Here is a 22,048-nt window from a genome sequence, read left to right on the forward strand (position 1 = left end):
GTTTTATAGAAAACACATACCAAAGGAAGGATGGATAAGAAAATCTAAAAAGAGTTGAGCAGTCTAATACACAGTTGAAGGAATATCCTGAATTTGCTATATTTATTTTAATTGAGCAAAGAAGGGGACGTAGCAGTGGAAGAAAAAAAGGAAGAACATCAGTCAGCATTTCAAACTGATTCTCGTTATGCAATCGTTGCAGGATGGCTTATTATTCCGGCAATTATGATTTTGTTCAGTATCATTTCGGTAGTATTACTTGTCATCGCTGTCAATCCTGCTTCTTTAGGGACTTACAGTTTAGTTGTATACATAACAAGCATCATTCTGTTTTTCTTTTATCTATTTATCATTTATACATGGATCAAAAGGAAACAAATATTACCAAAGCTAATGATAACAGCTTATAGTATCAATATTTTATCGAACATACCTGCTATATTTGTAGAAGGAGAAATGCCCGGGGGCGCTATCTTAATTAACCTTATTTGGATTGGCTATTTTATCAGATCTAAACGAGTCAAGGCAACGTTTACCCAATGATGTGATTTTAGCAGCAAAGCGTGCATAGAATGTCCGCTTTGCTGCTAGAATGTTATGGTTTAGTAATCGGAAAAATTAAACCAGAGGAAGGAGAAAGAAATGACCTTACAGCAATTAAAATATGTGATTGAAGTAGCCAGAAGCCGTTCGATTTCCAAAGCAGCCCAAGCTTTATTTATCAGTCAGCCGAGCTTATCCAATGCGTTAAAGGAATTGGAAAAGGAAATCGGCGTCAAAATATTCTCGCGTACAAACAAAGGAATCCACGTGACCAAAGAAGGGTCTGAGTTTTTAGGCTATGCCAGACAGGTTTTAGAACAGGCGGAATTGCTGGAAAACCGTTATTCTAACAATGCAGCGCCGCAGCATCATTTTGCTGTATCTGCGCAGCACTATGCTTTTGCAGTCAGTGCCTTTGTACGCTTATTAAAAGATTATGACCGGGACGAATATGATTTTACATTTCGGGAGACAAGGACATATGAAATTATCGAGGATGTTAAAAATTTAAACAGTGAAATCGGGATCATGTATATCAACGATTTTAACGAGCAAATTATCCGTAAATTTTTAAGAGAAGGAAATTTAGCTTTTCACCGTTTATTTGAGGCAACTCCTCATGTGTTTATCAGCGGGGATAATCCATTGGCGAAGAAAGCGTATGTGACGCTGGAGGATTTGGAGCCGTATCCTTATCTGCTTTATGAGCAAGGGGATTATAATTCATTTTATTTTTCAGAGGAGATTTTAAGCACGCTGACCCGACCGAAAAATATTCATGTCCGTGACCGGGCAACGATGTTTAATCTGCTGATTGGCCTGAATGGTTATACGATATCGACGGGAGTTATCAGTCAGAGGCTGAATGGAGATAATATTATTGCGGTTCCGTTGAAGGTTGATGAAGTCATTCGTGTTGGCTATATCGTTCATAAAGATATTGAGCTCAGTCCAATGGCGCAAACCTATATTGCTTATTTACAGTCCAGTATTGAAGAAGAAAGGCAAAGTTTGCCGTAATCCTTGATATAGTTAAAAGCTATATTGAACGATAGATTTTAGGTGTTATCTGATATCGGGGTTTCTGTGATAGACTAATCTACAACCAAATGAAACAAGGGAGAGATCAGTGATGACAGTAGCGAGTAAACATGGCGTACGTGCAGAAACACCATTCCGATTTGATAATGTGGGAAGCTTCCTGAGACCGGAAAAACTAAAGGAAGCCCGTGAAGCTTTTGCAAAGGGAAGGATCTCGGCACAGGATCTAAAAGCTGTGGAAGATGAAGCAATCAAGGATTTAATTCAAAAGCAGAAAGAAGTCGGCTTAAAAGCAATTACAGATGGAGAGTTTCGCCGTTCCTGGTGGCATCTTGATTTTATGTGGGGGCTTCAAGGAGTGAAGAAGCAAGAGCTTAATCAAGGATATCAATTTAAAGGTGAAGAAACGCGTGCGGAAACAGCTCGTTTAACTGGTAAAATTAGCGGAGAAAACCATCCGTTTGTTGAGCATTTCCAATTTATACAGCAATTTGCTGATGAGGAAGTCGTGGCAAGACAAACGATTCCCGCTCCAGCGCAATTTTTATCTGAATCCCAGCGTCCGGATAATGCAGAAACGACGAAAAGTATCTATCCAGACCTGAATGAATTCGTGGAGGATATAGCTGCAGCTTATCGAAAGGTTATTGAGGATTTATATGCAGCGGGCTGCCGGAATCTGCAGCTGGATGATTGTACGTGGGGAAGGCTTGTCGGTAAAAACCACTGGACCAGCTGTGAAGATGATTCGAATATAGAAGAAATCGGTTCATTATACGTAGTCTTAAATAATAAAGTCATTGAAAATCAACCAGAAGATTTAATCATTACCACCCACGTATGCCGAGGAAATTACCATTCTAAATGGTTTTCATCCGGGGCCTATGATGCCATTGCCAAACATTTATTTGGCAGAGAAAAAGTAAAAGCATATTACTTAGAATTTGATACCGAACGTGCCGGCGGATTTGAGTCTCTCGTTAACGTTAGTGACGATAAGCTTATCGTATTGGGATTATTCTCTTCTAAGTTTCCGGAGCTGGAGGATAAAGCCCAAATCAAGAAACGCATTGAAGAAGCTTCGAAATATGTGCCGCTTGAGCGTTTATGTGTCAGTCCGCAATGCGGTTTTGCTTCAACAGAAGAAGGAAATATTCTGACGGAAGAGCAGCAATGGGATAAATTACGTTTAATAAGGGAAGTTGCTGAGGAAGTTTGGGGGAAATAAAAGAAGAACTAGTGCACAGGCTGGAGTTTCCAGTCTGTCTCTGTTCGGAGATGCAGTGTTCACGAGTTATTTGAAAGAACTTTTAAAAATCAAAAAAATAGGGTATAATAAGTATAGAAGTAAATATAATAGAAGTACCGTCCGTGGTGTCACACGAACGGTAAGTCAATAGCAAGGCTCCCTTTTAAGGGTCAGCATGTTAAGGGAAATAATCCACCTTGGTCGCTAAACTCAAGGGTGGATTATTTTTTGTGATTAAATGACAGCACCGCAATAATTAAGGAAGCAAAAGCTATTGCTAGCATTAAACTTTCAAAAACTGTCATACAGCACCACCCCCTTTCGATAGGGAATGAGCTGACCACCCTCGAAGAAACCGTATACTATTGTTTTATTATTATAACATAGAATTAATTTAATAGGTGTTATTTATAGAATGTAGGTTCGTATTTGCTGCTGCTATCAAACTACTGTGGAATACTTTCTATTAGCACTTTGATATAGGAAAAAACTATAACAAACGATAGATTTTAGGTGTTATCTGATAGTAAGCTTTCTGTGATAGACTAATTTCAACCAATGAAACGAAGGAGAGATTCGTAATGACAGTAGCGAGTAAACATGGCGTACGTGCAAAAACACCATTCCGATTTGATAATGTGGGGAGCTTCCTAAGACCGGAAAAACTAAAGGAAGCCCGTGAAGCTTTTGCAAAGGGAAGCATCTCGGCACAGGATCTAAAAGCTGTAGAAGATGAAGCAATCAAGGATTTAATTCAGAAGCAGAAAGAAGTCGGCTTAAAAGCAATTACAGACGGAGAATTTCGCCGTTCCTGGTGGCATCTTGACTTTATGTGGGGACTGCAGGGGGTAGAGAAGCAGGATATTAAAAAGGGCTACCAATTTCAAGGCGAAGAAACACGTGCGGAAACAGCCCGTTTAACTGGGAAAATCAGCGGAGAAAATCATCCGTTTGTTGAGCATTTCCAATTTATACAGCAATTTGCCGATGAGGAAGTCGTGGCAAGACAGACCATTCCTGCTCCGGCACAATTTTTAGCAGAGCTGCAACGCCCGGAAAATGTAGAAATAACCAATCAGCTTTATCCGAATCAGAATGAATTGGCAGAAGATATTGCAGCTGCATACCGTACCATTATCCAAGATTTATATGAAGCAGGGTGCAGAAACTTACAAGTAGATGACTGCACATGGGGAATGCTTGTTGATGAAAATTATTGGGCAAGCCGTCATGATGGAGCAAATGTAGAAGATATCGGAACACTTTATGTGAGTTTAAATAATAAAGCGATTGAAAACCATCCGGAGGATCTAATCATTACAACACATGTGTGTCGCGGAAACTATCATTCTACATGGGCTTCATCAGGTGCTTATGACACCATTGCTAAAATTCTATTTGCGCAAGAAAAAGTAAAAGCATATTATTTAGAGTTTGATACCGAACGTGCCGGCGGATTTGAATCTCTCGTTAATGTTAGTGACGATAAGCTTGTCGTATTGGGATTATTCTCTTCCAAGCTTCCAGAGCTGGAGGATAAAGCACAAATCAAGGAGCGTATTGAAGAAGCTTCGAAATATGTGCCGATTGAGCGTTTATGTGTCAGTCCACAATGCGGTTTTGCTTCAACAGAAGAAGGAAATATTCTGACGGAAGAGCAGCAATGGGCTAAATTACGTTTAGTAAGGGAAGTTGCTGAGGAAGTTTGGGGAAAATAAATATGTTTGGAGGCAGGCTGAGGGAATCCAGCCTATCTTCAAACAAAGTAATGTTTCCTCATCTACACATTTTTTCTGATTAACCAATTTTTAATAAAAGCATCCATCTAACGTAAATGTAGAAAAAGAAGCGCTGCTCCGAGCGCTTCCTTTTCTACATTTTGTTAATGGGTTCGTCTAATACATGATGATCAGTATTGTTTGAGGAACTATTCGATTTACTATCTTTCTTCATCTTTTTTCCTGTTTTCACTGCAGTGTTTTTTGCTTCATCAATGTTGGATTTGGCATCTTTTATCCCTTCTTGTACATCTTTTGCGTGGTCGCCAAGCTCTTTTGTATCTTCAACAATATTTTTAGCTGTTTCTTTTATTTCCTGGCCTTCATTAGCCCAAACGTTTTGTACTTTCTCCAGTGCTTGCTGTGCACTTGATAGTGTTTGTTTCGCATTTTCTATTAAATATTGTTTTGTACCATTTGGATCATCTTTAATTTTTTGAGTATATGACACAACAGAATCTTTCGCATTCATGGAAGTATCTTTTACTTTACTTTTTGTTTTCGGGTTCAGCAGGATGAAGGAGATACCAGCTATTGCTCCAGCTCCTACTAGTAATCCAAACTTGTTGTTTTTTTCCATTGTCTACCTCTCCTTTCTTTATCGATTTAATAAACTTGTTGCTTTACGGTCAAAACATAAAAAATCCTAGAATCGTTTTTCTTCTTGGATGTTGTCGTCCTTGTCTCTGATTTCCACCTTGCTTGGTGTATTCTCTTTCGCCATTTGCTCTGCAGCAGAAAGCGCATCATCTTTTGAACCATATACTTCTTCAGGTGCGACATCTTCCAGTTTTACATACCAGCTTGTTTCATTTGCATCCGGTACGACACTAAATGTTTTCATCTTGCCCAACTCCTTTATTACGATCTTATGGGAGGTTTACCCTCAGTTGGAGTAAGTAAAACATGCTATACGGAGAAATTTCATCATTTCTTCCTGTGAAGGATACTATGGTGGAATTGAAATATTGATATGGAAGCATGGATGGGCAGACGTCTGGTCGATTCTAATAGTGATTTCATTTTCTTCAGCTTGAAATGTCGTAATGTGTATAAAGTCAAAAGAAAAATTCCTCTGTACTTGTCAGTTTTAATACAGCAGGGAAAAGGCTAAGAACAATAATGCTTCCTAAAATCAGCCAGCTGAAAATAAACCAAAAAGGTACATTAAAAAAGTTTAGAAGAAGGGCAGCTAAAGGAATAATCATTAAAAAGGAAAACTGTATTCTTGATTTGTTAGTGGCATATTGCTTTTCCTCACAATAAGGGCAACTATATGCGGTATCTAAGGTAGTGGTTACTTTCATGGTTTGTTTCCACGTCCATTTTCGGTGACAGTGCTGGCACGTTGGCATTAACATTACTCCTCTCAGCAGGTAATATATATAAATTGTAACATATGGAAAAATGACTTTTCATTTCTTAACAAAAAGGATAAGAAAAAAAGCTAGCATCTTTTTCGCTTTTCCTTTAATCTATAGTAAGCTGTTTATTATTTCGAGAATCAAAATACAAATTTAACTGCAAGAAGGGATACAGATAGATGAATCAAATACATCGACCGACCGTTGTGGCGCTTTTGCTGGCAGGGTCTTTTATTTCTATTTTAAATCAGACATTGATGATTACAGCGATACCGCCAATTATCAATGAAATGGGTGTGACACCGAACAGTGCACAGTGGCTGACTACGGTATTTATGCTGGTAAATGGGATCATGATCCCCGTCAGTGCTTTTTTAATTGAACGTTTTACAACGAGGCAGCTCTTTTTGACGGCAATGAGTGTGTTTGCTGTGGGAACATTAATTGGAGGACTAGCGCCGAATTTTGAATTTTTAATTATGTCCAGAGTCATTCAATCCATTGGCGCCGGTGTGATGCTGCCATTAATGACAACTGTGTTTTTATTGATTTTCCCGATTAATAAAAGGGGATCCGTGATGGGATTGATTGGTTTGGTGATTTCCTTTGCACCGGCAATTGGACCTGTTATTTCAGGGTGGGTGACAGAGCATTATTCCTGGCGTGTACTGTTTTATATTATTTTACCAATCGCTATTATTGATATTATTATTGCTTTCTTTGCCTTACGTAATGTAACGGAAGTGAAGAAGACCAAGTTTGATGTCTTTTCTGTAATTCTATCGTCCTTTGGATTTGGCGGAATTCTTTATGGGGTAACCAATGCCGGAAACTTTGGCTGGGCAGCACCGATTACACTGGTAACTTTAGCTATCGGTATTCTTTCTCTGATTCTATTTATTTTGCGCCAGTTAAAACTGAAATATCCAATGCTTGAATTTAGAGTGTTTAAGTATGCTATCTTCCCATTCAGTGTCTTTATTGGTTCAATTACGTTTATGGGACTGATTGGATCAGAGACCTTGATTCCGCTGTATATGCAAAATATGCGGGACTTCACTGCATTTGAAGCTGGGCTGTCGATGCTCCCGGGTGCTTTGATTACAGGTATTATGGGACCGATTATCGGCAGGATTTTTGACCGGGTTGGTGGGAAATGGATCGTGCTGCCGGGACTTATTATTGTGACGTTAGCGACCGTTCCATTTATGTTCCTTCATGTTGAAACGACCTTTACCTTTGTAATTGTAATGTACGCTGTACGTATGTTTGGATTTGCACTGATTATGATGCCGATTCAGACAGCGGCATTAAACCAGCTGCCAAGAGAGCTTATTCCGCACGGTGCTGCATTAGACGGTACGATGCGTATGGTGGCAGCTTCTGTGGGTACTGCGATCCTTGTAACGATTATGACATCTGCAGCTACGATGACAGAAGGCAGTGAAAACATTGTCCGTCCGGATATTTTCGGGGTGAATGTAGCCTTTGGCGTGATTGCTGTGCTGTCTTTATGTACGTTAATTGCTTATTTCTTTATCAAATTCGATCCATCTCCTGTTGAACAGGCGAAGATGGACAGAGAAAATAATGTATCATGATTAATAAAAATCCTCGTTTGCTTTTGGAAGTAGCGGGGATTTTTTAATAGAAAAGGAGAGATTCCATGGTTCAACTTCCTGAAAGATTAAAGAACTGGATTGTTTCTCACTTTCCAAAGGAAACAGCTATTCAGCATATTTATTCATTGAAAGGAAGCACCACAGCTGCGATGTATGCAATAAACCTTAAATTGCCGACTGGTGAAATGAAAGAACTGGTATTACGGCAATACGAAAAGAGCCAGTTTACAGCAAAAGAAATCAAACAAGAAGCAGACAGCCTAAAAGCAGCAGCATCTTTATCTATTGAAACACCGCAATATATTGCAGCTGATCCAGAAGGAGAAATAATCGGCAAACCGCTTCTCTTAATGAGCAAAATGGAAGGCAAGGTAGATATATTGCCGGCGAATCAAGCTGCATGGTTGAATCAGCTTGCAGAAGCATTAGCTCAGATACACCACAATACAATAAATCATTTTCCCTGGAAGCATAAGCGTTATCAAAAAGCAGATGAAATTGAAATTCCGATCTGGTCAAGGAAGCTTGAAGTATGGGAGGCTTTAAAAAAGGTTGTGTTGCGTCCAGAACCGAGCTATACACCGGTGTTTATTCATCGCGATTTTCACCCGGCCAATGTACTTTGGAAGGATGCTGAGGTGAACGGTGTGGTGGATTGGGCCAATGGCTGCTTAGGTCATACTGGAGTGGATGTGGGACATTGCCGCTGGAACCTCGCCATGCTTTATGGTGTAGCAGCTGCAGATACTTTTTTGGCAGTTTATCAAGAGAAGATGGGGAGTCATTTCTCCTATGATGTTTATTGGGATATTGTTTCCTTAATGGATGTGTTAGAAGGACAGCCGGAAGTTTATCCTGGCTGGGAAGTCTTTGGGAAAACGGATATTACGGAGGAAGTAATGATAGAGAGAATGGATGAATACGCAGTTTCACTGTTAGAAAAAGCGATGGAATAGAGGAGGATAATGAAGATGGAAAGAGTAGATGTGGTCTATGCGTTGATTTTAGACGAGACAGAAGAGAAGATTTTAATGGTGCAGAATATAAAGCATGATAATTGGTCGATGCCTGGCGGGGCAGTGGAAGCTGGAGAAACATTAACTGAAGCAGTTATCCGTGAAGCGAGAGAAGAAACAGGTTTAACGATTGAAGCGGGAGACATTCTTGCTGTAAATGAAGCATTTATGGAAAGGTTCAATCACCATACCATCTTTTTTACGTTTATGGCTAGGGTTGTTGGTGGAGAAATTCTAATACAAGATACAGAAACAATTGCGGATACCGCATGGATGAGTATAGATGAAGCAGATAAATGGATGCCTTATCATAAAACGGGGATTCGAAGCCTGTTGGAAAAGGCTGTTCCTTATACGTTTCAGGGTGTGGAGAAGTAATAAGATGGAGTATGGCGTTTCAATGTTGCTATGCTCTTTCTTTATTATTGTTTAGATAATAATAAAACCTTATATAGAAACTAAAAAGCCGTAACTGCTTCCATTACGGCTTCTCAAATTATCCAATATCAATGCTGTTTACATATAATTTAAAACAAAACATAAGACAAATAAATCACGACAGTTACCGTAACAATACTAAAAAGTGTTGAAAATAAAACAATTTGTGCGTGCAATTCCGGCTTGATTTGATACTCCATCGCAATCGTTGATGTATTCCTGGAAGTCGGAAAAGAGCTTGCGATAAATAAGGATTGTGCAACGACTCCATCAATATTCAGCAGGTATATAACAGCCAGTGCTAACGATGGCCCCATCACCAGTCTTCCAATCAAAGACCATGTAATGACCCGATGGAAAAAATGCAGCTTAATATTAGATAATTGTGCTCCCAGTAATAAAAGGGCAATAGCCACAAAACCATCGGCAAGCTGATCAAGCGGTATCATAATCGAATTAGGAATGGGAATGGAAAATCCTTGGAACAGCATCCCTAATAGCAGTGCGTGGAATACTGGCAATCTTAGAAAGGATTGAATAATCCCTCCGATTGATTTGGTTGCTGATAATAAATTATAAATTCCATAAGAGTATGTTAAAAGATTCTGGAAAATAAGAATAAAAACCTGAATCGAAAACCCTAAAGGATTGCTGCTGAAAACTAATTGGCTTACTGGCAAACCGTAGTTGCCAGAGTTCATTAACGAAATACTATTTTTTAGAGCTGCGCTTTCTTCTCTATCTAATTTTAATAGTTTGGCAATGATGTGACTTACAATAATCAGAATCAAACTATAAAGGATAATGTAATAGATTATTTGGAAAAATATATCCATTTCTATATTGATATGATATATATTCACAAATACAGCAGCTGGCATTAAACAATATGTAATCAGTGTAGATATCTGTTTCAGATTAAATTGAAACTTTCTCTGTAAAAGGGCACCAACCAGGGTCAATATCAATATGGGAAATATCACGTCTAATAAAATAAAAATAAACATTTCAAACCTCATTCTTAATATTTCATAGTTGAATTACGCCATTACTAAATATGGCTTTATCTTATCATGAAAGGAAAGATAAGGAAAATATCAAAAAGTTATCCTTTGGAATAAGTAAAAATTATATATCGTGTTTTACGAAAAGATATTATTGCTAATTGTTGGAATAAAAATTAATTTTTGTATGTTAAAATAGGGGGGATAATTTTAGAAACGTATCATTTGTACACGGTAACAGTGATATGCTGAAGCTTGGTTTGGGAAGACAATCTGGGAGAAAAGAGGCAAGCATGTGATGATGAAATTGCAGGTAACGACATTTGTTTTGGTCGGAGGAATAATTGGGTTTTTTACCGATGGTTTAATGATAGGTGTGGGAGCAGGAGCGCTTGTATTTATAGCGTTTAAACTGGAGAAATTTTTAGGGGAGCAGCGTACAGGATAGTTGATAGGCTATGGAACATTTAAGAATGGCTATTTCATACATGTTGAATCAAGGAAGTATCATAAAAAATAATTTTTTGCCAAGGTTTAAATGAAAAGGAGCAATGTCATGAAACAAAAACGGATACTTTTAATCACAATAGGCATCATTTTTGTGTTAATGGCAGGGACATTAACTTATGCTATTTTAAAAGATGATGATCCGTATCGTTATTTTACCGGGCTTGGTGAAGAAATAAGTGTAGCTCCAGACGATTCGGAAATTGCTTTTTCTTATTATGTAGACGGTGAGGAAGCTATTTGATTACGGCCACTAAAATGTACCACCTCTGACATCCTTTTTACCACTTAACGCCAAAGAATGTACCAGTAAACGACAAGATGTTTACCACTTTGAATTAATACCCTTGTATAATTAATAAGCATGCTTATTGTGTGACATTTATTATACAGGAGGTATTTTTTTATGATTCGTTATCGAAAGATTCTGGAATTAAATAATGAAGGAATCAGTCTCAGAGGAATCGCAGCCAGTACAGCGAACTCTCGTCAAAAAGTAACTGAGATTATCCGCCTTGCGGAGAAAAAGGGATTAGTCTGTCCGTTAGAGGATGAAATGACAGACAAGTGGATTGAGGAGTTTCTCTTTCCTGAAAAGTCTTTAGAAGCTTCCGGAAGACAGCCATTGGATTTTGATTATATTCATGAAGAATTGGCAAAGCCTAACGTGACGCTTTCGCTTCTACATCACGAATATGAGACTGCGTGTCGCGCAAATCGAAAGATTCCATAGGAGTTTTTTACGTCATTACAGTGCTTACGCAAATAAATATAAAGCAACCATGCGAATACGTAGAAAACCAGGAGAAATTATGGAAGTCGATTGGGCAGGTTCCACAGCATTCATCATCGATAGAGATACGGGGGAGAAATTAAAAGCATATATTTTTGTTTCAATACTTCCCTGTAGTCAATTATCGTATGCAGAAGCAACTTTATCTATGGATTTGCATGCATGGATTACTGCTCATAACCATGCATTTAAGTACTTTGGAGGGTCTACACAGATTATTGTGCCTGACAACCTTAAAGCGAGCGTGACAAAACATACTACACGTGAATTGGTGCTAAACCCTACCTACAGAGAAATGACAGAACACTATAATACAGTAGTTATGCCTGCACGTGTACAAACTCCAAAAGACAAGCCGAGTGTGGAAGGATCTGTAGGAGCTATTTCGATATGGATTATTGCGGCATTGAGAAATACACAGTGTTTCAGCATTGATGAATTGAACAAAGAAGTTTGGGAGAAATTAGATGAATTTAACAATAGACCTTTTACACGTAAAAAAGGAACCCGTTTCTCTGCATTTGAAGAAGAGGAGAAATTTGCGCTTTCTCCTCTTCCATCCGCATCTTACAAAATGTCTGAATGGAAAACAGCGAAAGTACGTCCTGATTATCACATCTCTGTCGAAAGTATGTTTTATTCTGTTCCATATGAATATATCAATCGGCAGGTTGAAGTGAGGCTCTCAGATGATTTCGTTGAAATCTATTTTAATCATATGCGGATAGCTTCTCATAAAAGATTATATGGGAAATTCGGTCAGTTATCTACTATTCGTGATCATATGCCCGATAATCATAAACTATTCGTGGATCAAACACCGGAAGCTGCGATTGAATGGGCTGAAAGTATCGGAACGTTTACTTTAAAGATTGTCCAATATATTTTAGATACTTCACAAACAGAAAAACTAGCATTACAGTCTATATTTTCGTTAAAGAAATCGGAGCGCCGTTATACAAAATATGAAATTGAGCGTGCATGTAAAATGCTTACCTCCATGACGAATAGACCAACGGTCAAAAGTATACAAACCGTTTTGAAAAGTAACAAAAAGAACGATGCCGAGCAAGAACTGAAACGAAAGACGGAAAACAACAACGATAACTACGGCTTCACGCGTGGAGCTTCATACTATGGAGGAACAGATAAATGATGAATGGACAAACGTTAACGAAATTACACGAAATGAAATTAAGTGGAATGGCTGAAGCTTATGAGGAACAAGCAATGAACAAGGAGTTTCAAAAAATGAATTTTGAAGACCGTTTTTCATTACTCGTTGATTTAGAACATTCCCGTCGTAAGAGCAATAAATTGCAGCGCTTAATCAAAGCAGCTACTTTTATAAATCCTAACGCCAGTATTGAAGATATAGAATACCACAAAGATCGAAGACTGGATAAAGATTTAATTTTGAAGCTAGCCAACGGGAGCTATATCCTAGACAGTCATAATATTATATTAAAAGGAGCGACAGGTTCAGGTAAATCATTTTTAGCGAGAGCTTTTGGAGTGTCTGCCTGCCGCCAATTCTATAAAGTAAAATACATTCGTTTACCTGAATTACTAGATGAATTATCACTAGCTAAATTAGCAGCAGATGGAAGCTATCGAAAATTAATCAAAAAGTATACAAAAGTCGATTTACTTATACTAGATGAATGGCTCCTAACAGATTTATCAACAGATGAAGCCGCAATCTTACTAGAAATATCAGAAGCCCGTCATAAGATAGCTTCAACCATTTATTGTTCTCAAATCGATCCAAATGGATGGCACCTGAAATTAGGGAACGAAACAATAGCAGAAGCTATCTTAGATCGAATTATTCATGATTCTTATCAAATCCTAATTGATGGAGACATTTCTATGCGGGAGCGTCATGGAATAAAACGGGAATTTTAATAAAAAATAACAATATAGGGCACACATCAGGCTATAAAAAGGAGCTGGGACAATGTATGAACCTTTTCACGATGAAGATAACATGAATAAAGATGACATGAATAATATTCAGTTGATTATTAATCTATTAAATTACTCAAAAAAGTTGGAAGGAATGGTTATTGAACTTAGAGAAGAAGTAAATGAATTAACACCGGAAGACAAGGAAATTCCTTACTTTGAACTCCACAGTGATATTTATGAAAGTTTTTTTGATTATCCGACTGTCATTAAATATCAAAAATACATTGAGATGTATTTTGACATAGAAGATATATAAAAGCCAATAAGTGAAAAGAAAAGCCTTACAGTATTAAATAATAAACTGTAGGGTTTTTCTTTGTCTGGTAAGCCGCTTGGCGAAGAGTGGTAAATTCCATGGCGTTTACTGGTAAATAATATGGCAAGGGTGGTAAAATCCAGTGGCCGTAATCAGCTATTTACACTTCGAATTCGGATGGTACGGATGTAAATAAATTAACCGGCTCAACGGAGCAGCGGGATAGCAGTCCGGAGTATGCGCCTGATGGTGAAAAGCTTGCTTATTTAAGGGAAGATACAGAAGGGATTCAAACGCTTCAAGTAATCAATCCGGATGGAAGCGAAGAAAAGTCATTGACGGACAATGAACTTCATATTGTGGACAGTATTTTTTCGCAGAACGGAGAGAGTATCTTTTTCGTTGCAGTAGAAGCGGAAGAATTTAAAAAGGGTGAGGAATCAAGAGAAGGGTTTGACTTGTTCTCAATCAATACAGATGGAAGCGAATTGAAAAAACTGACCGACGCCGATTATTTTTCCATGAATCATCTTTCTCTTTCATCTGGTGGAGAGGAGATTTATTTTAGTGAGTTTAACGGAGAAAAAGAAAGCGTCTATTCCTACGACCTGGAAGACGGCGCAGTAAATGAGACTCCGACTGTTGTTCCTGAAGAGATAGCGAACACACGGTCATTTAACAAACCACAATTGTCTCCGGATGGAGAGCAGCTGGCGTTTACGGAGGTATCTGAGGAATCTCAAGAAACTTCTCTTTTTAAGTATGAATTATTTTTTTTATGTTAAAAATCATATTATTTTTTATTTATTTACTTTATAAATGGAAATAAATAGTAAATCTTTTAAAATATCATGTATGTATTGAAAATTATCCTAAGGCGTTTTTAGAAAGATTAAGTTTTTTTGTACGTTTAAACTTCACTGTTTGAAGAGCGTTGTAGCAAGCTAAAGATATGTTTGGTTTCTTTTCTGATATATATAATTTATTCCTATTGTATATCTGATTTATTTTGTCTAAGTATCTATAAAGTAAGGTGATTTTTAGTAAATATCTTGGTAAATGCAAGTAGAAAATTTGAATTTGAGTGGTGAGAATGGGGGAAGTGCTGAAATTATTACAAAGGTAGGAATTAATAATAATGTTTTTATGAGATCATTTCATTTTACAGACATTAATCAATAACAAATAAATTGAAATTTTAAAATAATAAATTGACAAAGAACATTAATTATACTATTATAATTTTAAACCATTATACGTACAAACGGTTTAAGTTAAAATAATTTAAACAATAATGGGTTGATGCTTTATAAAAAATAATCTAAGGAGTGGACGACCAAATGGGGAAATCGTTACGGCTGTCAAGAATTTTTAGGAAGGACACAGGTAACGCACTTATATTACCTGTAGACCATGGAATTGGCGGAAGTATTGAAGGGTTAGAAGATCCAGTTAAGATTCTTAAAGAGTTACAAACACCTGATATTGACGCAATATTACTAAATGATGGTGTTGCTAGACAAGCTGAAGAAGTTTTTTATGGAAAAGGTGCACCAGGCCGAATGTTAAATTCGGATATTTTTAGTTATGAAGTAAAAAATGAACGAATGGAACATCATTTAACATTCAGTCCAGAGATTGCAGTTCGTAAAGGATATGATTGTATAAAGCTTGTCTTGTTTTGGGATCGTCCTGCTGAGGAAAGAATGCGTTCTATGAAGTTAATAGCCTCAGTTATTGAGGAGGCAGAAAAATGGGAAATGCCGGTTTTAGTGGAGCCCCTTACATCAAAGCCAATCGAAGATCCTAAAGAGCGGGCAAAAGTTCTATCTGATGCGAATAGGGCTGCGTTTGAACTAGGTGCGGATATATTAAAAGCAGCTCACCCTGGTGATACAAAAACACTTGAAAATTGGGTGAAGTATTTTGATATTCCTATTATTCTACTAGGTGGAAGTAAAAGTGGGACTACGGAAGATTTAGTGAATATGGTAGATGATGCTATTAATGTCGGTATTAATGGTGTTGCAATTGGCAGGAATGTTTGGCAACGGCCGCCCAAAGAAGCAAAAGAATTGTTAGCTAGATTTGCAGAAATTATCCATAAGCCTAGAAACTAAAAATGTTAATTATTAAGTAACACGAAGTATTTAGTACAAGAATAACTTAAGGGAGGAACTATGATGACTAAAATGAGAAAGTTTGCTGTTTTAACGAGGGCAAAAAATGCAGAGGTACATAAAGGGGAAATACCAGAAGTTGGTGATAATCAAGTCCTCATTAAGCAAGAAGCTTGTAATATTTGTACAACAGATTTCGGACAATGGCTTGGACTAAGGGAACATCAACCGTATCCAATGGCAGGCGGTCATGAAGGTGCTGGAATCATTATCGCAAAGGGTAAAAATGTAAGAGATGGATTAAGTGTAGGGGATCATGTTGCACTTGCATATGATTACTGTGGAGAATGTACGGCTTGTCAAACTGGGAGAACAAGTGAGTGTATAGAAATATCAAACCCTTTTAAAGATAAAAATGATGAAGGGTATTACGGTCATTTAGGCTTTGCAACTTATAATGTTAAGGATGCAAATGCAGTGATTAAAATGAATTCAAAATTATCGTTTAGTGAGGCCGGATTTTTGGAACCGCTTGCAACTGTTGTTAATGGCCTAAAACGATTAAGGGTTACTGCATTAGAACGTGTTGTTGTCATTGGTGCTGGAACAATGGGGATATTAAATGCATTAGCTGCTACAGCATATGGTACAGAAGTCATTGTTACTGAAATGATGGATAAGAAGATTGAAGCTGCAAGATCAATGGGATTAAATGTTATCGATGTGAAAGAATATGATCCAGTAGAAAAAGTAAAAGAATTAACAAATAGTGAAGGGGCAGATGCAGTTATTCTTGCCGTTGGAGCTACAAAAGCAAATGATCAAGCATTAGAAATGGTTAAGCACTTAAATGGTAGATTGTTACTTTTTGCTGCAGGATATCCTGCTCCTGAACTACATGTAGATTCGAATTTAGTCCATTATAGAAAAATGGAATTGATTGGGACCTACGGAGCAGATATATGTGACTTTAATAAATCAGCAAATTTATTAAATGATGGAAAAGTTGATGTGTCAAAATTAATTGAAACAAAAGTACCCCTAGAAAAAATCCAAAAGGGCTACGAGATTGCCAGTACGCAAGGAAGTTACCGTGTAAGTGTTTTATTACAAGAAGAGTCAGAATAATTTTACAAAAAAATACTACGATGTATGAAGTAATTGGAGGGGGTGCACACACTCTCTCTTCATTGGGTGTAAGTGTAAACATATAATAAATTAATTTTTTGACATTAAGATTTTTTAAAATCTCAATCAAAATCAGTATAACAAATAAAAGGAGGATGAAGTTATGTCGTTTATCGTTGATTTTGCGGAACAGTTTATGGACTTTTTCGGATTTGTAGGGGATACGTTTGTCGGCATGTTTACTGGTATTGTTCCTATACTTGTAGGAATGCTAACTTTAATTCAATTTATTGTAAATCTTGTTGGTGAAAACCGAATTGAAAGAATGGGAAAAGTATTAGCAAAAAGTAGCATATTAAAATATTCGATATTCCCGGTATTTGCTGCATTTTTCCTTGGAAGCCCAGCAAGTGGTACTATGGGAAGGTTCCTACCAGAAAAGTCAAAACCTGGATTAATGGAAGCGTTTTTTAGAAATGGACATCCCTTAACTAGTTTATTTCCCCATACAAATCCAGCTGAATTATTTGTTTGGCTAGGAGTTGCCCAAGGTATTGAGGCACTTGGTTTGCCAGTTGGAGCTTTAGCTATTCGCTACGTTATTACTGGTATTGTTGTAGGTGTCATCAGTGGTATTATCACTGAGATAGTATTTACAATTATTGCCAGAAGAAATAACTACGAAGTTTAACAAGGGGGGACAAAAAATGTCTGAAAATATAATGATCAAAGTTGAAAAAGGTGGTAGTGGTTGGGGCGGCTCACTTTATTTACGATGTGAAGGGAAAAAAAACAAAATATTATCAATGACAGGCGGAGGGATTCATGATTTAGCTGCATATATTGCAGATACCATAGGCGGTGTAGCAGTTGATGGATTTAAAGAGGTACCGAATGACGATGAGATTGTTTGTGCAATTATTAACTGTGGCGGTACATTAAGATGTGGTGTTTATCCGCAAAAAGGGATTTACACGATTAATTTAAATGCGATTGGTCCATCTGGTCCTTTAGCTGAGCACATTAAAGAGGAAATATACGTTTCTGGTGTTAAAAAAGGAAATATTACAATAGTACAAGAATCAGACCAGTCAGGTCATGAACACGCTGCGGTAGTAGAACCTGAACTAGAGAAACAACCAAAAAAAGTCGATAAACAACGTGCAGCCGAAAAAAGCGATAACCTGATATTTAAACTATTAACCCAAATTGGTTCTGGTGTTGGCTCTGTAGTTTCCATGTTCTTAGATTCTGGTAGAAAAACGGTCGATTTGTTATTGAAAACGATTATACCATTCATGGCATTCGTTAGTATTTTAGTAGCCCTAGTACAATATACAGGGATGGGGGAATGGATTGCAAACGCTCTAACCCCGCTCGGATCGTCACTTTGGGGATTACTGCTTATTTCTATTATTTGTAGTTTCCCGTTCTTGTCACCTATTCTGGGACCAGGAGCAGCTGTTGCCCAAGTCGTTGGTGTTCTAGTAGGTACGCAAATTGCAGCAGGAGCAATTCCGCCACAATTCGCATTACCAGCTCTGTTTGCTATCAACGCACAAGTAGGTGGAGACTTCTTCCCTGTAGGTATGTCTTTAATGCAGGCGAAACCAAAAACAATAGAATATGGTACACCAGCATTCCTGATCGCGAGACAAATTTCAAGTCCTATTGCTGTTGTTATTGCATACCTGTTCAGTATTGGACTCTATAACTAAAGTGATTGAACTATTAAAATTAAAAGATTCGCACATAGAGAAAAATTAGCAGTAGGTGAATGGAGGAAGTAAATGGTTTAAGCTAATTTACTTTCATTTAATTAGTAAAACAGTTATCTGTTTTTATTAATAGGATTGTATAAATGGTAGACTAACCAATTCAGCTCGCTTTATTTTTTGAAGTTACAGCTAATATATTGGGTAAAATAATAGATTTATAAAATATCAAAAAGGAAAAGATAAATAATATGTTATAATATTTAATGTGAATGTTATTAGGGAGGTAATGTACTTGAAATATAACGTAAATATTGTAGAAGTTGGTTCAAATGTGGAGGATATGTTAAAAACTGGTTTATTAATTCTTTTTAATCAAAGTGCACCTGAGGATTTAAAACCATTCTGTGTTGTTACCGAAGAAAATAAGCAAGATGGACAAGTAGAGTCTGATGATGTTGTGACTATTGCGAATCGTAAGTATAAGGTCACGTCTGTTGGCGATGTTGCTAATGAAAATCTCTATTTGCTTGGACATGTCTCACTATGTTTTGATGGTGCAAAGGAGGCGCAATTACCTGGTCATATTCATTTAACGCCGGGTTTTGAAAGCGATTTATCCAATCTTGGGAAAATTACTATTAAGTAGGTGAGAAAATGGAGATCCTATTTTTATTCTTTATTGTTTTAGTTATTTTACAATGGTTTTTTAAAGTGAAACAGACAAAATTATTGTATACGCACTATAATAAGTTTTTAGAAACAGGAAATGTATTAGTGGAGAGAAAGAAAGGTATTTTTTTTGGTGTTATTATCATGCTTCAATTAGATAAGGAAGCCAATATTAAAGACTGTCTATTGATATCTGGTGCAACCTTTTTTTCTTCATGGCGCAGTTGTGAAGAACTAATAAATGAAAACTTATTGAGTATAAAAAATGAAAACCTTAATGGTTATAAAAAAACTGTAAGAAAAGTAATTGCTAAGGCTGTTGAAAGTTACCAAAAGAGTAAAGAAAAAGAGCTAGAGGAGAAACTAGTTTAGCTGTTATTGACTAAATATTCATTTCGAGTCTTCTACTAATAGTGATAAAAGTCACCAAAAAAGGAGGTACCTTTAAAAATGATATCGAAAAAATTAAGAAATGGTGTACTTATGCCCCAAGTGGGGCTTGGTGTTTATAAAATGACAGATCCGAAAGAAACGGTAAATGCTGTTGAGGAAGCATTAAAAGCTGGATACCGAGCGATTGATACTGCTAGCTATTATAAAAATGAGAAAGAAGTAGGCAAGGCAATTCATCAAACCGGAATTCCAAGGGAAGATCTGTTTATTACTACTAAAGTATGGAATGATGAGCAAGGATATGATGAAACATTACGTGCATTTGACCGTTCATTAAGCTTGCTGGGGCTTGATTATATAGATTTGTATTTAACCCATTGGCCTCTATCTGATAAATTTATTGATACCTATCGTGCAATTGAAAAATTGTATGAAGAGAGACTTATTCGTGTACCAGGTGTCTCTAATCATCATAAAAAACATCTTTTACAACTTGAAAATAAGGTAAATGAAATGCCAATGGTTAACCAGGTAGAATGTCATCCATATCTTCAGCAAAAGGAATTAAAAAGCTTTTGTGAAGAAAGAGCAATAGCCGTTACAGCATGGGCTCCTCTTGGCAAAGGAACAATTTTACAAGATGAACTTATTAAAGAACTTGCTCAAAAATATGATAAAACGTCTGCCCAGATTATTTTGAGGTGGCATTTAGAGTGTAATACAATTATTATTCCGAAATCTGTTACACCGTCACGAATAAATGAAAACTTTAAGTTATTTGATTTCTTTATTGAAAAAAAGGATATGGATAAGCTTGCCAATCTTGATCACAATGGTCGAATAGGTGCTGATCCAAATATTTATGATGATTTTAAGTGATTAAACGATTTGATATGGTATATTGTTTCAAATTCTATTGAGAAATCCGAACTATGAATTCAATTTCTTTTTAAAGGATTCGTTTATAGTTCGGATTTCCACTGTTATTTTATTTTGGATTCTATCAATTATGGTATCCAATCAGATGTGGTTGTGAACCATAACGTATTGCCAACATCCTTATGCACTTTATCCCGGTTAGGCTCCATAGTCTTTTGCTACAGATGACTGCTTCCCCTTAGAGTGAGTAGACCCTGCCAAAGCATTCCTTGAACAACCCCTTTGTATTTTTGAAATGTTATTTTAAATAAATTTATTTTGCCCAACTTTTAATCCTAAAAGAGAACTGCAAATAGCAAGTAATATTAGCAAGAATAAGGGGATGGTCCAATCTCTTGTAATATCGTAGATGAAGCCTACCACTATAGGTCCTAAAGCTGCTAGAGCATAACCAGTTGATTGTGCCATGCCAGATAAAAGTGTAGCTTGTTTTGTATTTTTAGTACGAATAGATAGTAACAGAAGGGCAATTGTAAAATTACCACTTAAAGAAAATCCTATTAGTGTTGTGGAGATAATATAGCTTATATCATTATGATAAAGCAATAAATAAATAACTCCTATTATTAATAAAATATTTAAGCTGATAACTAAGCCTACTTGTGATTTAAGTTTTCCAGCTATAAGTGGAATAAGTAAACTAGAAACTATTCCCACTAACTGTAAATAGGATAATAAGAAACCAGCGATTGTTTTATTAGCTCCGAAATGAATTAATATCTCTGGGAACCAAGAGATGGTGATATAGAATAAAAGAGAATGACACCCCATAAAAAAAGCAATAAACCAGGCGAAAGGTGATCTTAGAAAATTCTTTGGTTTTTCTAAGGACCTTCCTTTTATACGATGCGCGGGTTTCCGTCGTATAAGCACTAACCAATAAAAAGTTGCAAAAATCGCCGGTACTACCCAAATTAAGAGAGCATTTCTCCAGCCCAATCCCATATTTTTGGCAATTGGTACACTTATTGCTGAAGCAATAGTAGCGGAAATCCCCATTATTGAGGAATATAATCCGGTCATTACTGATAGTTTGTTAGGAAATTTATCTTTAATAATTCCTGGTAAAAGGACGTTACAAACTGCAATTCCTATTCCAATAAATAGTGTACCAAGAAATAAAAGGAACGTTATAGTAGAAGAACGAAAAATGATACCCATACATAATATCATTAATCCAAAAATTAATGTTTTCTCATTTGAGTACTTTTGAGCTATATATGATGAAGTAATTGACATAACAGCAAAAGCTGCTAATGGCAAACTTGTAAGTAATGCAACACTCCAATTTGCAAAGCCTATTTCATCTCTAATAACCCCCATAATTGGCCCTATTGAAGTTAGGGCTGGTCTTAAGTTAAGAGCAACTAAGAAAACCCCTATAATTAAAAGAACATTGGTATTATGTTTTCCTAATTCTTGTTTCTCAAGTGTGGGTTCTCTCAATAAGATGCCTCCTTTCCTTTTAGATGTTACTTTTTTAGGCTATATTTTTCTTA

The 22,048-nt window shown here is 36.7% G+C and carries 25 protein-coding genes and 1 pseudogene; 20 read left to right on the forward strand and 6 right to left on the reverse strand.

What is annotated here, in order from left to right:
• Positions 1-135 precede the first annotated feature (135 nt).
• The 3 genes from MKY45_RS04565 to MKY45_RS04575 all read left to right on the forward strand — a co-directional run bounded on the left by MKY45_RS04565 (position 136) and on the right by MKY45_RS04575 (position 2,812).
• Positions 136-543 (forward strand): DUF2569 family protein, encoded by a 408-nt coding sequence (locus tag MKY45_RS04565; protein WP_339182785.1) that lies wholly within the window; start codon positions 136-138, stop codon positions 541-543.
• A gap of 99 nt (positions 544-642) precedes the next feature.
• Complete coding sequence (locus tag MKY45_RS04570) at positions 643-1,563, forward strand: LysR family transcriptional regulator (RefSeq protein WP_193063986.1); 921 nt, start codon at positions 643-645, stop codon at positions 1,561-1,563.
• Positions 1,564-1,672: 109 nt separating this feature from the next.
• Positions 1,673-2,812 (forward strand): 5-methyltetrahydropteroyltriglutamate--homocysteine S-methyltransferase, encoded by a 1,140-nt coding sequence (locus MKY45_RS04575; RefSeq protein ID WP_413465451.1) that lies wholly within the window; start codon positions 1,673-1,675, stop codon positions 2,810-2,812.
• Between the two features lie 242 nt (positions 2,813-3,054).
• On the opposite strand, the gene MKY45_RS23240 is transcribed toward MKY45_RS04575, so the two are convergent.
• Positions 3,055-3,138, reverse strand: coding sequence for a putative holin-like toxin (locus MKY45_RS23240; RefSeq protein WP_226894940.1), 84 nt, complete (start codon positions 3,136-3,138; stop codon positions 3,055-3,057).
• A 276-nt stretch (positions 3,139-3,414) separates the two neighbouring features.
• Between MKY45_RS23240 and MKY45_RS04580 the strand changes: the two genes are divergently transcribed.
• Positions 3,415-4,551, forward strand: coding sequence for a 5-methyltetrahydropteroyltriglutamate--homocysteine S-methyltransferase (locus MKY45_RS04580; protein WP_289584789.1), 1,137 nt, complete (start codon positions 3,415-3,417; stop codon positions 4,549-4,551).
• Positions 4,552-4,705: 154 nt separating this feature from the next.
• On the opposite strand, the gene MKY45_RS04585 is transcribed toward MKY45_RS04580, so the two are convergent.
• The 3 genes from MKY45_RS04585 to MKY45_RS04595 form a co-directional block, all read right to left on the reverse strand.
• Positions 4,706-5,191 carry a YtxH domain-containing protein gene (locus MKY45_RS04585; protein ID WP_193063983.1) on the reverse strand — a complete coding sequence of 162 codons (486 nt, stop codon included), beginning with the start codon at positions 5,189-5,191 and terminating at the stop codon, positions 4,706-4,708.
• Positions 5,192-5,257: 66 nt separating this feature from the next.
• On the reverse strand, positions 5,258-5,455 hold the full coding sequence (locus MKY45_RS04590; RefSeq protein WP_042532101.1) for a DUF2188 domain-containing protein: 198 nt from the start codon (positions 5,453-5,455) through the stop codon (positions 5,258-5,260).
• 214 nt (positions 5,456-5,669) lie between these two features.
• A complete protein-coding gene (locus MKY45_RS04595; RefSeq protein WP_042532103.1) occupies positions 5,670-5,966 on the reverse strand; it encodes a TIGR04104 family putative zinc finger protein in 297 nt (98 codons plus the stop codon).
• Positions 5,967-6,154: 188 nt separating this feature from the next.
• On the opposite strand from MKY45_RS04595, the gene MKY45_RS04600 reads away from it, so the two are divergent.
• From MKY45_RS04600 to MKY45_RS04610, 3 genes are all read left to right on the forward strand, one after another.
• Positions 6,155-7,576, forward strand: coding sequence for an MDR family MFS transporter (locus tag MKY45_RS04600; protein WP_042532105.1), 1,422 nt, complete (start codon positions 6,155-6,157; stop codon positions 7,574-7,576).
• Positions 7,577-7,641: 65 nt separating this feature from the next.
• Positions 7,642-8,553 carry a phosphotransferase family protein gene (locus MKY45_RS04605; RefSeq protein ID WP_212928609.1) on the forward strand — a complete coding sequence of 304 codons (912 nt, stop codon included), beginning with the start codon at positions 7,642-7,644 and terminating at the stop codon, positions 8,551-8,553.
• A 15-nt stretch (positions 8,554-8,568) separates the two neighbouring features.
• A complete protein-coding gene (locus MKY45_RS04610; protein ID WP_212928610.1) occupies positions 8,569-8,991 on the forward strand; it encodes an NUDIX hydrolase in 423 nt (140 codons plus the stop codon).
• A gap of 149 nt (positions 8,992-9,140) precedes the next feature.
• On the opposite strand, the gene MKY45_RS04615 is transcribed toward MKY45_RS04610, so the two are convergent.
• Complete coding sequence (locus tag MKY45_RS04615; RefSeq protein ID WP_341172584.1) at positions 9,141-10,058, reverse strand: AEC family transporter; 918 nt, start codon at positions 10,056-10,058, stop codon at positions 9,141-9,143.
• A gap of 292 nt (positions 10,059-10,350) precedes the next feature.
• On the opposite strand from MKY45_RS04615, the gene MKY45_RS04620 reads away from it, so the two are divergent.
• From MKY45_RS04620 to MKY45_RS04680, 13 genes and pseudogenes are all read left to right on the forward strand, one after another.
• On the forward strand, positions 10,351-10,503 hold the full coding sequence (locus tag MKY45_RS04620) for a hypothetical protein (RefSeq protein WP_341173499.1): 153 nt from the start codon (positions 10,351-10,353) through the stop codon (positions 10,501-10,503).
• A 108-nt stretch (positions 10,504-10,611) separates the two neighbouring features.
• A complete protein-coding gene (locus MKY45_RS04625) occupies positions 10,612-10,806 on the forward strand; it encodes a hypothetical protein (RefSeq protein WP_341172585.1) in 195 nt (64 codons plus the stop codon).
• A 162-nt stretch (positions 10,807-10,968) separates the two neighbouring features.
• Positions 10,969-12,511 (forward strand): annotated as a pseudogene (gene istA / locus MKY45_RS04630) (IS21 family transposase).
• Positions 12,508-13,263, forward strand: coding sequence for an IS21-like element helper ATPase IstB (istB, locus tag MKY45_RS04635; RefSeq protein ID WP_341172586.1), 756 nt, complete (start codon positions 12,508-12,510; stop codon positions 13,261-13,263). Before istA ends, istB begins: the two are co-directional and overlap by 4 nt.
• A gap of 52 nt (positions 13,264-13,315) precedes the next feature.
• The gene (locus MKY45_RS04640; RefSeq protein ID WP_341172587.1) at positions 13,316-13,582 is read left to right on the forward strand and encodes a hypothetical protein; all 267 of its coding nucleotides are present in this window, start codon (positions 13,316-13,318) and stop codon (positions 13,580-13,582) included.
• A gap of 335 nt (positions 13,583-13,917) precedes the next feature.
• Positions 13,918-14,367: a TolB family protein gene (locus MKY45_RS04645; protein ID WP_341172588.1), complete on the forward strand. Its 450-nt coding sequence runs from the start codon at positions 13,918-13,920 to the stop codon at positions 14,365-14,367.
• A 555-nt stretch (positions 14,368-14,922) separates the two neighbouring features.
• Positions 14,923-15,702, forward strand: a complete 780-nt coding sequence (locus MKY45_RS04650; RefSeq protein ID WP_341172589.1) for a class I fructose-bisphosphate aldolase — start codon at positions 14,923-14,925, stop codon at positions 15,700-15,702.
• A gap of 63 nt (positions 15,703-15,765) precedes the next feature.
• A complete protein-coding gene (locus tag MKY45_RS04655; RefSeq protein WP_341172590.1) occupies positions 15,766-16,830 on the forward strand; it encodes a zinc-dependent alcohol dehydrogenase in 1,065 nt (354 codons plus the stop codon).
• A 163-nt stretch (positions 16,831-16,993) separates the two neighbouring features.
• Positions 16,994-17,521, forward strand: a complete 528-nt coding sequence (gene srlA, locus MKY45_RS04660; RefSeq protein ID WP_341172591.1) for a PTS glucitol/sorbitol transporter subunit IIC — start codon at positions 16,994-16,996, stop codon at positions 17,519-17,521.
• A gap of 16 nt (positions 17,522-17,537) precedes the next feature.
• Positions 17,538-18,548 (forward strand): PTS glucitol/sorbitol transporter subunit IIB, encoded by a 1,011-nt coding sequence (gene srlE, locus MKY45_RS04665; protein ID WP_341172592.1) that lies wholly within the window; start codon positions 17,538-17,540, stop codon positions 18,546-18,548.
• 292 nt (positions 18,549-18,840) lie between these two features.
• A complete protein-coding gene (locus MKY45_RS04670) occupies positions 18,841-19,194 on the forward strand; it encodes a PTS glucitol/sorbitol transporter subunit IIA (RefSeq protein WP_341172593.1) in 354 nt (117 codons plus the stop codon).
• A gap of 8 nt (positions 19,195-19,202) precedes the next feature.
• Positions 19,203-19,589, forward strand: a complete 387-nt coding sequence (locus tag MKY45_RS04675; protein WP_341172594.1) for a transcriptional regulator GutM — start codon at positions 19,203-19,205, stop codon at positions 19,587-19,589.
• Positions 19,590-19,667: 78 nt separating this feature from the next.
• Complete coding sequence (locus MKY45_RS04680) at positions 19,668-20,489, forward strand: aldo/keto reductase (protein WP_341172595.1); 822 nt, start codon at positions 19,668-19,670, stop codon at positions 20,487-20,489.
• Positions 20,490-20,792: 303 nt separating this feature from the next.
• On the opposite strand, the gene MKY45_RS04685 is transcribed toward MKY45_RS04680, so the two are convergent.
• A complete protein-coding gene (locus MKY45_RS04685) occupies positions 20,793-21,995 on the reverse strand; it encodes a CynX/NimT family MFS transporter (protein WP_341172596.1) in 1,203 nt (400 codons plus the stop codon).
• Positions 21,996-22,048 lie beyond the last annotated feature (53 nt).

The sequence above is a fragment of the Oceanobacillus sp. FSL K6-0251 genome (assembly GCF_038004725.1).
Taxonomy (GTDB): domain Bacteria; phylum Bacillota; class Bacilli; order Bacillales; family Amphibacillaceae; genus Oceanobacillus; species Oceanobacillus oncorhynchi.

Bases quoted from the DNA above. Each gene is read 5' to 3' on its own strand.
- MKY45_RS04650 (WP_341172589.1), top strand. From the start codon at position 14,923: ATGGGGAAATCGTTACGGCTGTCAAGAATTTTTAGGAAGGACACAGGT.
- srlA (WP_341172591.1), top strand. From the start codon at position 16,994: ATGTCGTTTATCGTTGATTTTGCGGAACAGTTTATGGACTTTTTCGGA.
- MKY45_RS23240 (WP_226894940.1), bottom strand. From the start codon at position 3,138: ATGACAGTTTTTGAAAGTTTAATGCTAGCAATAGCTTTTGCTTCCTTA.
- MKY45_RS04675 (WP_341172594.1), top strand. From the start codon at position 19,203: ATGGAGATCCTATTTTTATTCTTTATTGTTTTAGTTATTTTACAATGG.
- MKY45_RS04600 (WP_042532105.1), top strand. From the start codon at position 6,155: ATGAATCAAATACATCGACCGACCGTTGTGGCGCTTTTGCTGGCAGGG.
- MKY45_RS04585 (WP_193063983.1), bottom strand. From the start codon at position 5,191: ATGGAAAAAAACAACAAGTTTGGATTACTAGTAGGAGCTGGAGCAATA.
- MKY45_RS04680 (WP_341172595.1), top strand. From the start codon at position 19,668: ATGATATCGAAAAAATTAAGAAATGGTGTACTTATGCCCCAAGTGGGG.
- istB (WP_341172586.1), top strand. From the start codon at position 12,508: ATGATGAATGGACAAACGTTAACGAAATTACACGAAATGAAATTAAGT.
- MKY45_RS04570 (WP_193063986.1), top strand. From the start codon at position 643: ATGACCTTACAGCAATTAAAATATGTGATTGAAGTAGCCAGAAGCCGT.
- MKY45_RS04615 (WP_341172584.1), bottom strand. From the start codon at position 10,058: ATGTTTATTTTTATTTTATTAGACGTGATATTTCCCATATTGATATTG.
- MKY45_RS04655 (WP_341172590.1), top strand. From the start codon at position 15,766: ATGACTAAAATGAGAAAGTTTGCTGTTTTAACGAGGGCAAAAAATGCA.
- MKY45_RS04625 (WP_341172585.1), top strand. From the start codon at position 10,612: ATGAAACAAAAACGGATACTTTTAATCACAATAGGCATCATTTTTGTG.
- MKY45_RS04605 (WP_212928609.1), top strand. From the start codon at position 7,642: ATGGTTCAACTTCCTGAAAGATTAAAGAACTGGATTGTTTCTCACTTT.
- MKY45_RS04580 (WP_289584789.1), top strand. From the start codon at position 3,415: ATGACAGTAGCGAGTAAACATGGCGTACGTGCAAAAACACCATTCCGA.
- MKY45_RS04590 (WP_042532101.1), bottom strand. From the start codon at position 5,455: ATGAAAACATTTAGTGTCGTACCGGATGCAAATGAAACAAGCTGGTAT.
- MKY45_RS04595 (WP_042532103.1), bottom strand. From the start codon at position 5,966: ATGCCAACGTGCCAGCACTGTCACCGAAAATGGACGTGGAAACAAACC.
- MKY45_RS04610 (WP_212928610.1), top strand. From the start codon at position 8,569: ATGGAAAGAGTAGATGTGGTCTATGCGTTGATTTTAGACGAGACAGAA.
- srlE (WP_341172592.1), top strand. From the start codon at position 17,538: ATGTCTGAAAATATAATGATCAAAGTTGAAAAAGGTGGTAGTGGTTGG.
- MKY45_RS04640 (WP_341172587.1), top strand. From the start codon at position 13,316: ATGTATGAACCTTTTCACGATGAAGATAACATGAATAAAGATGACATG.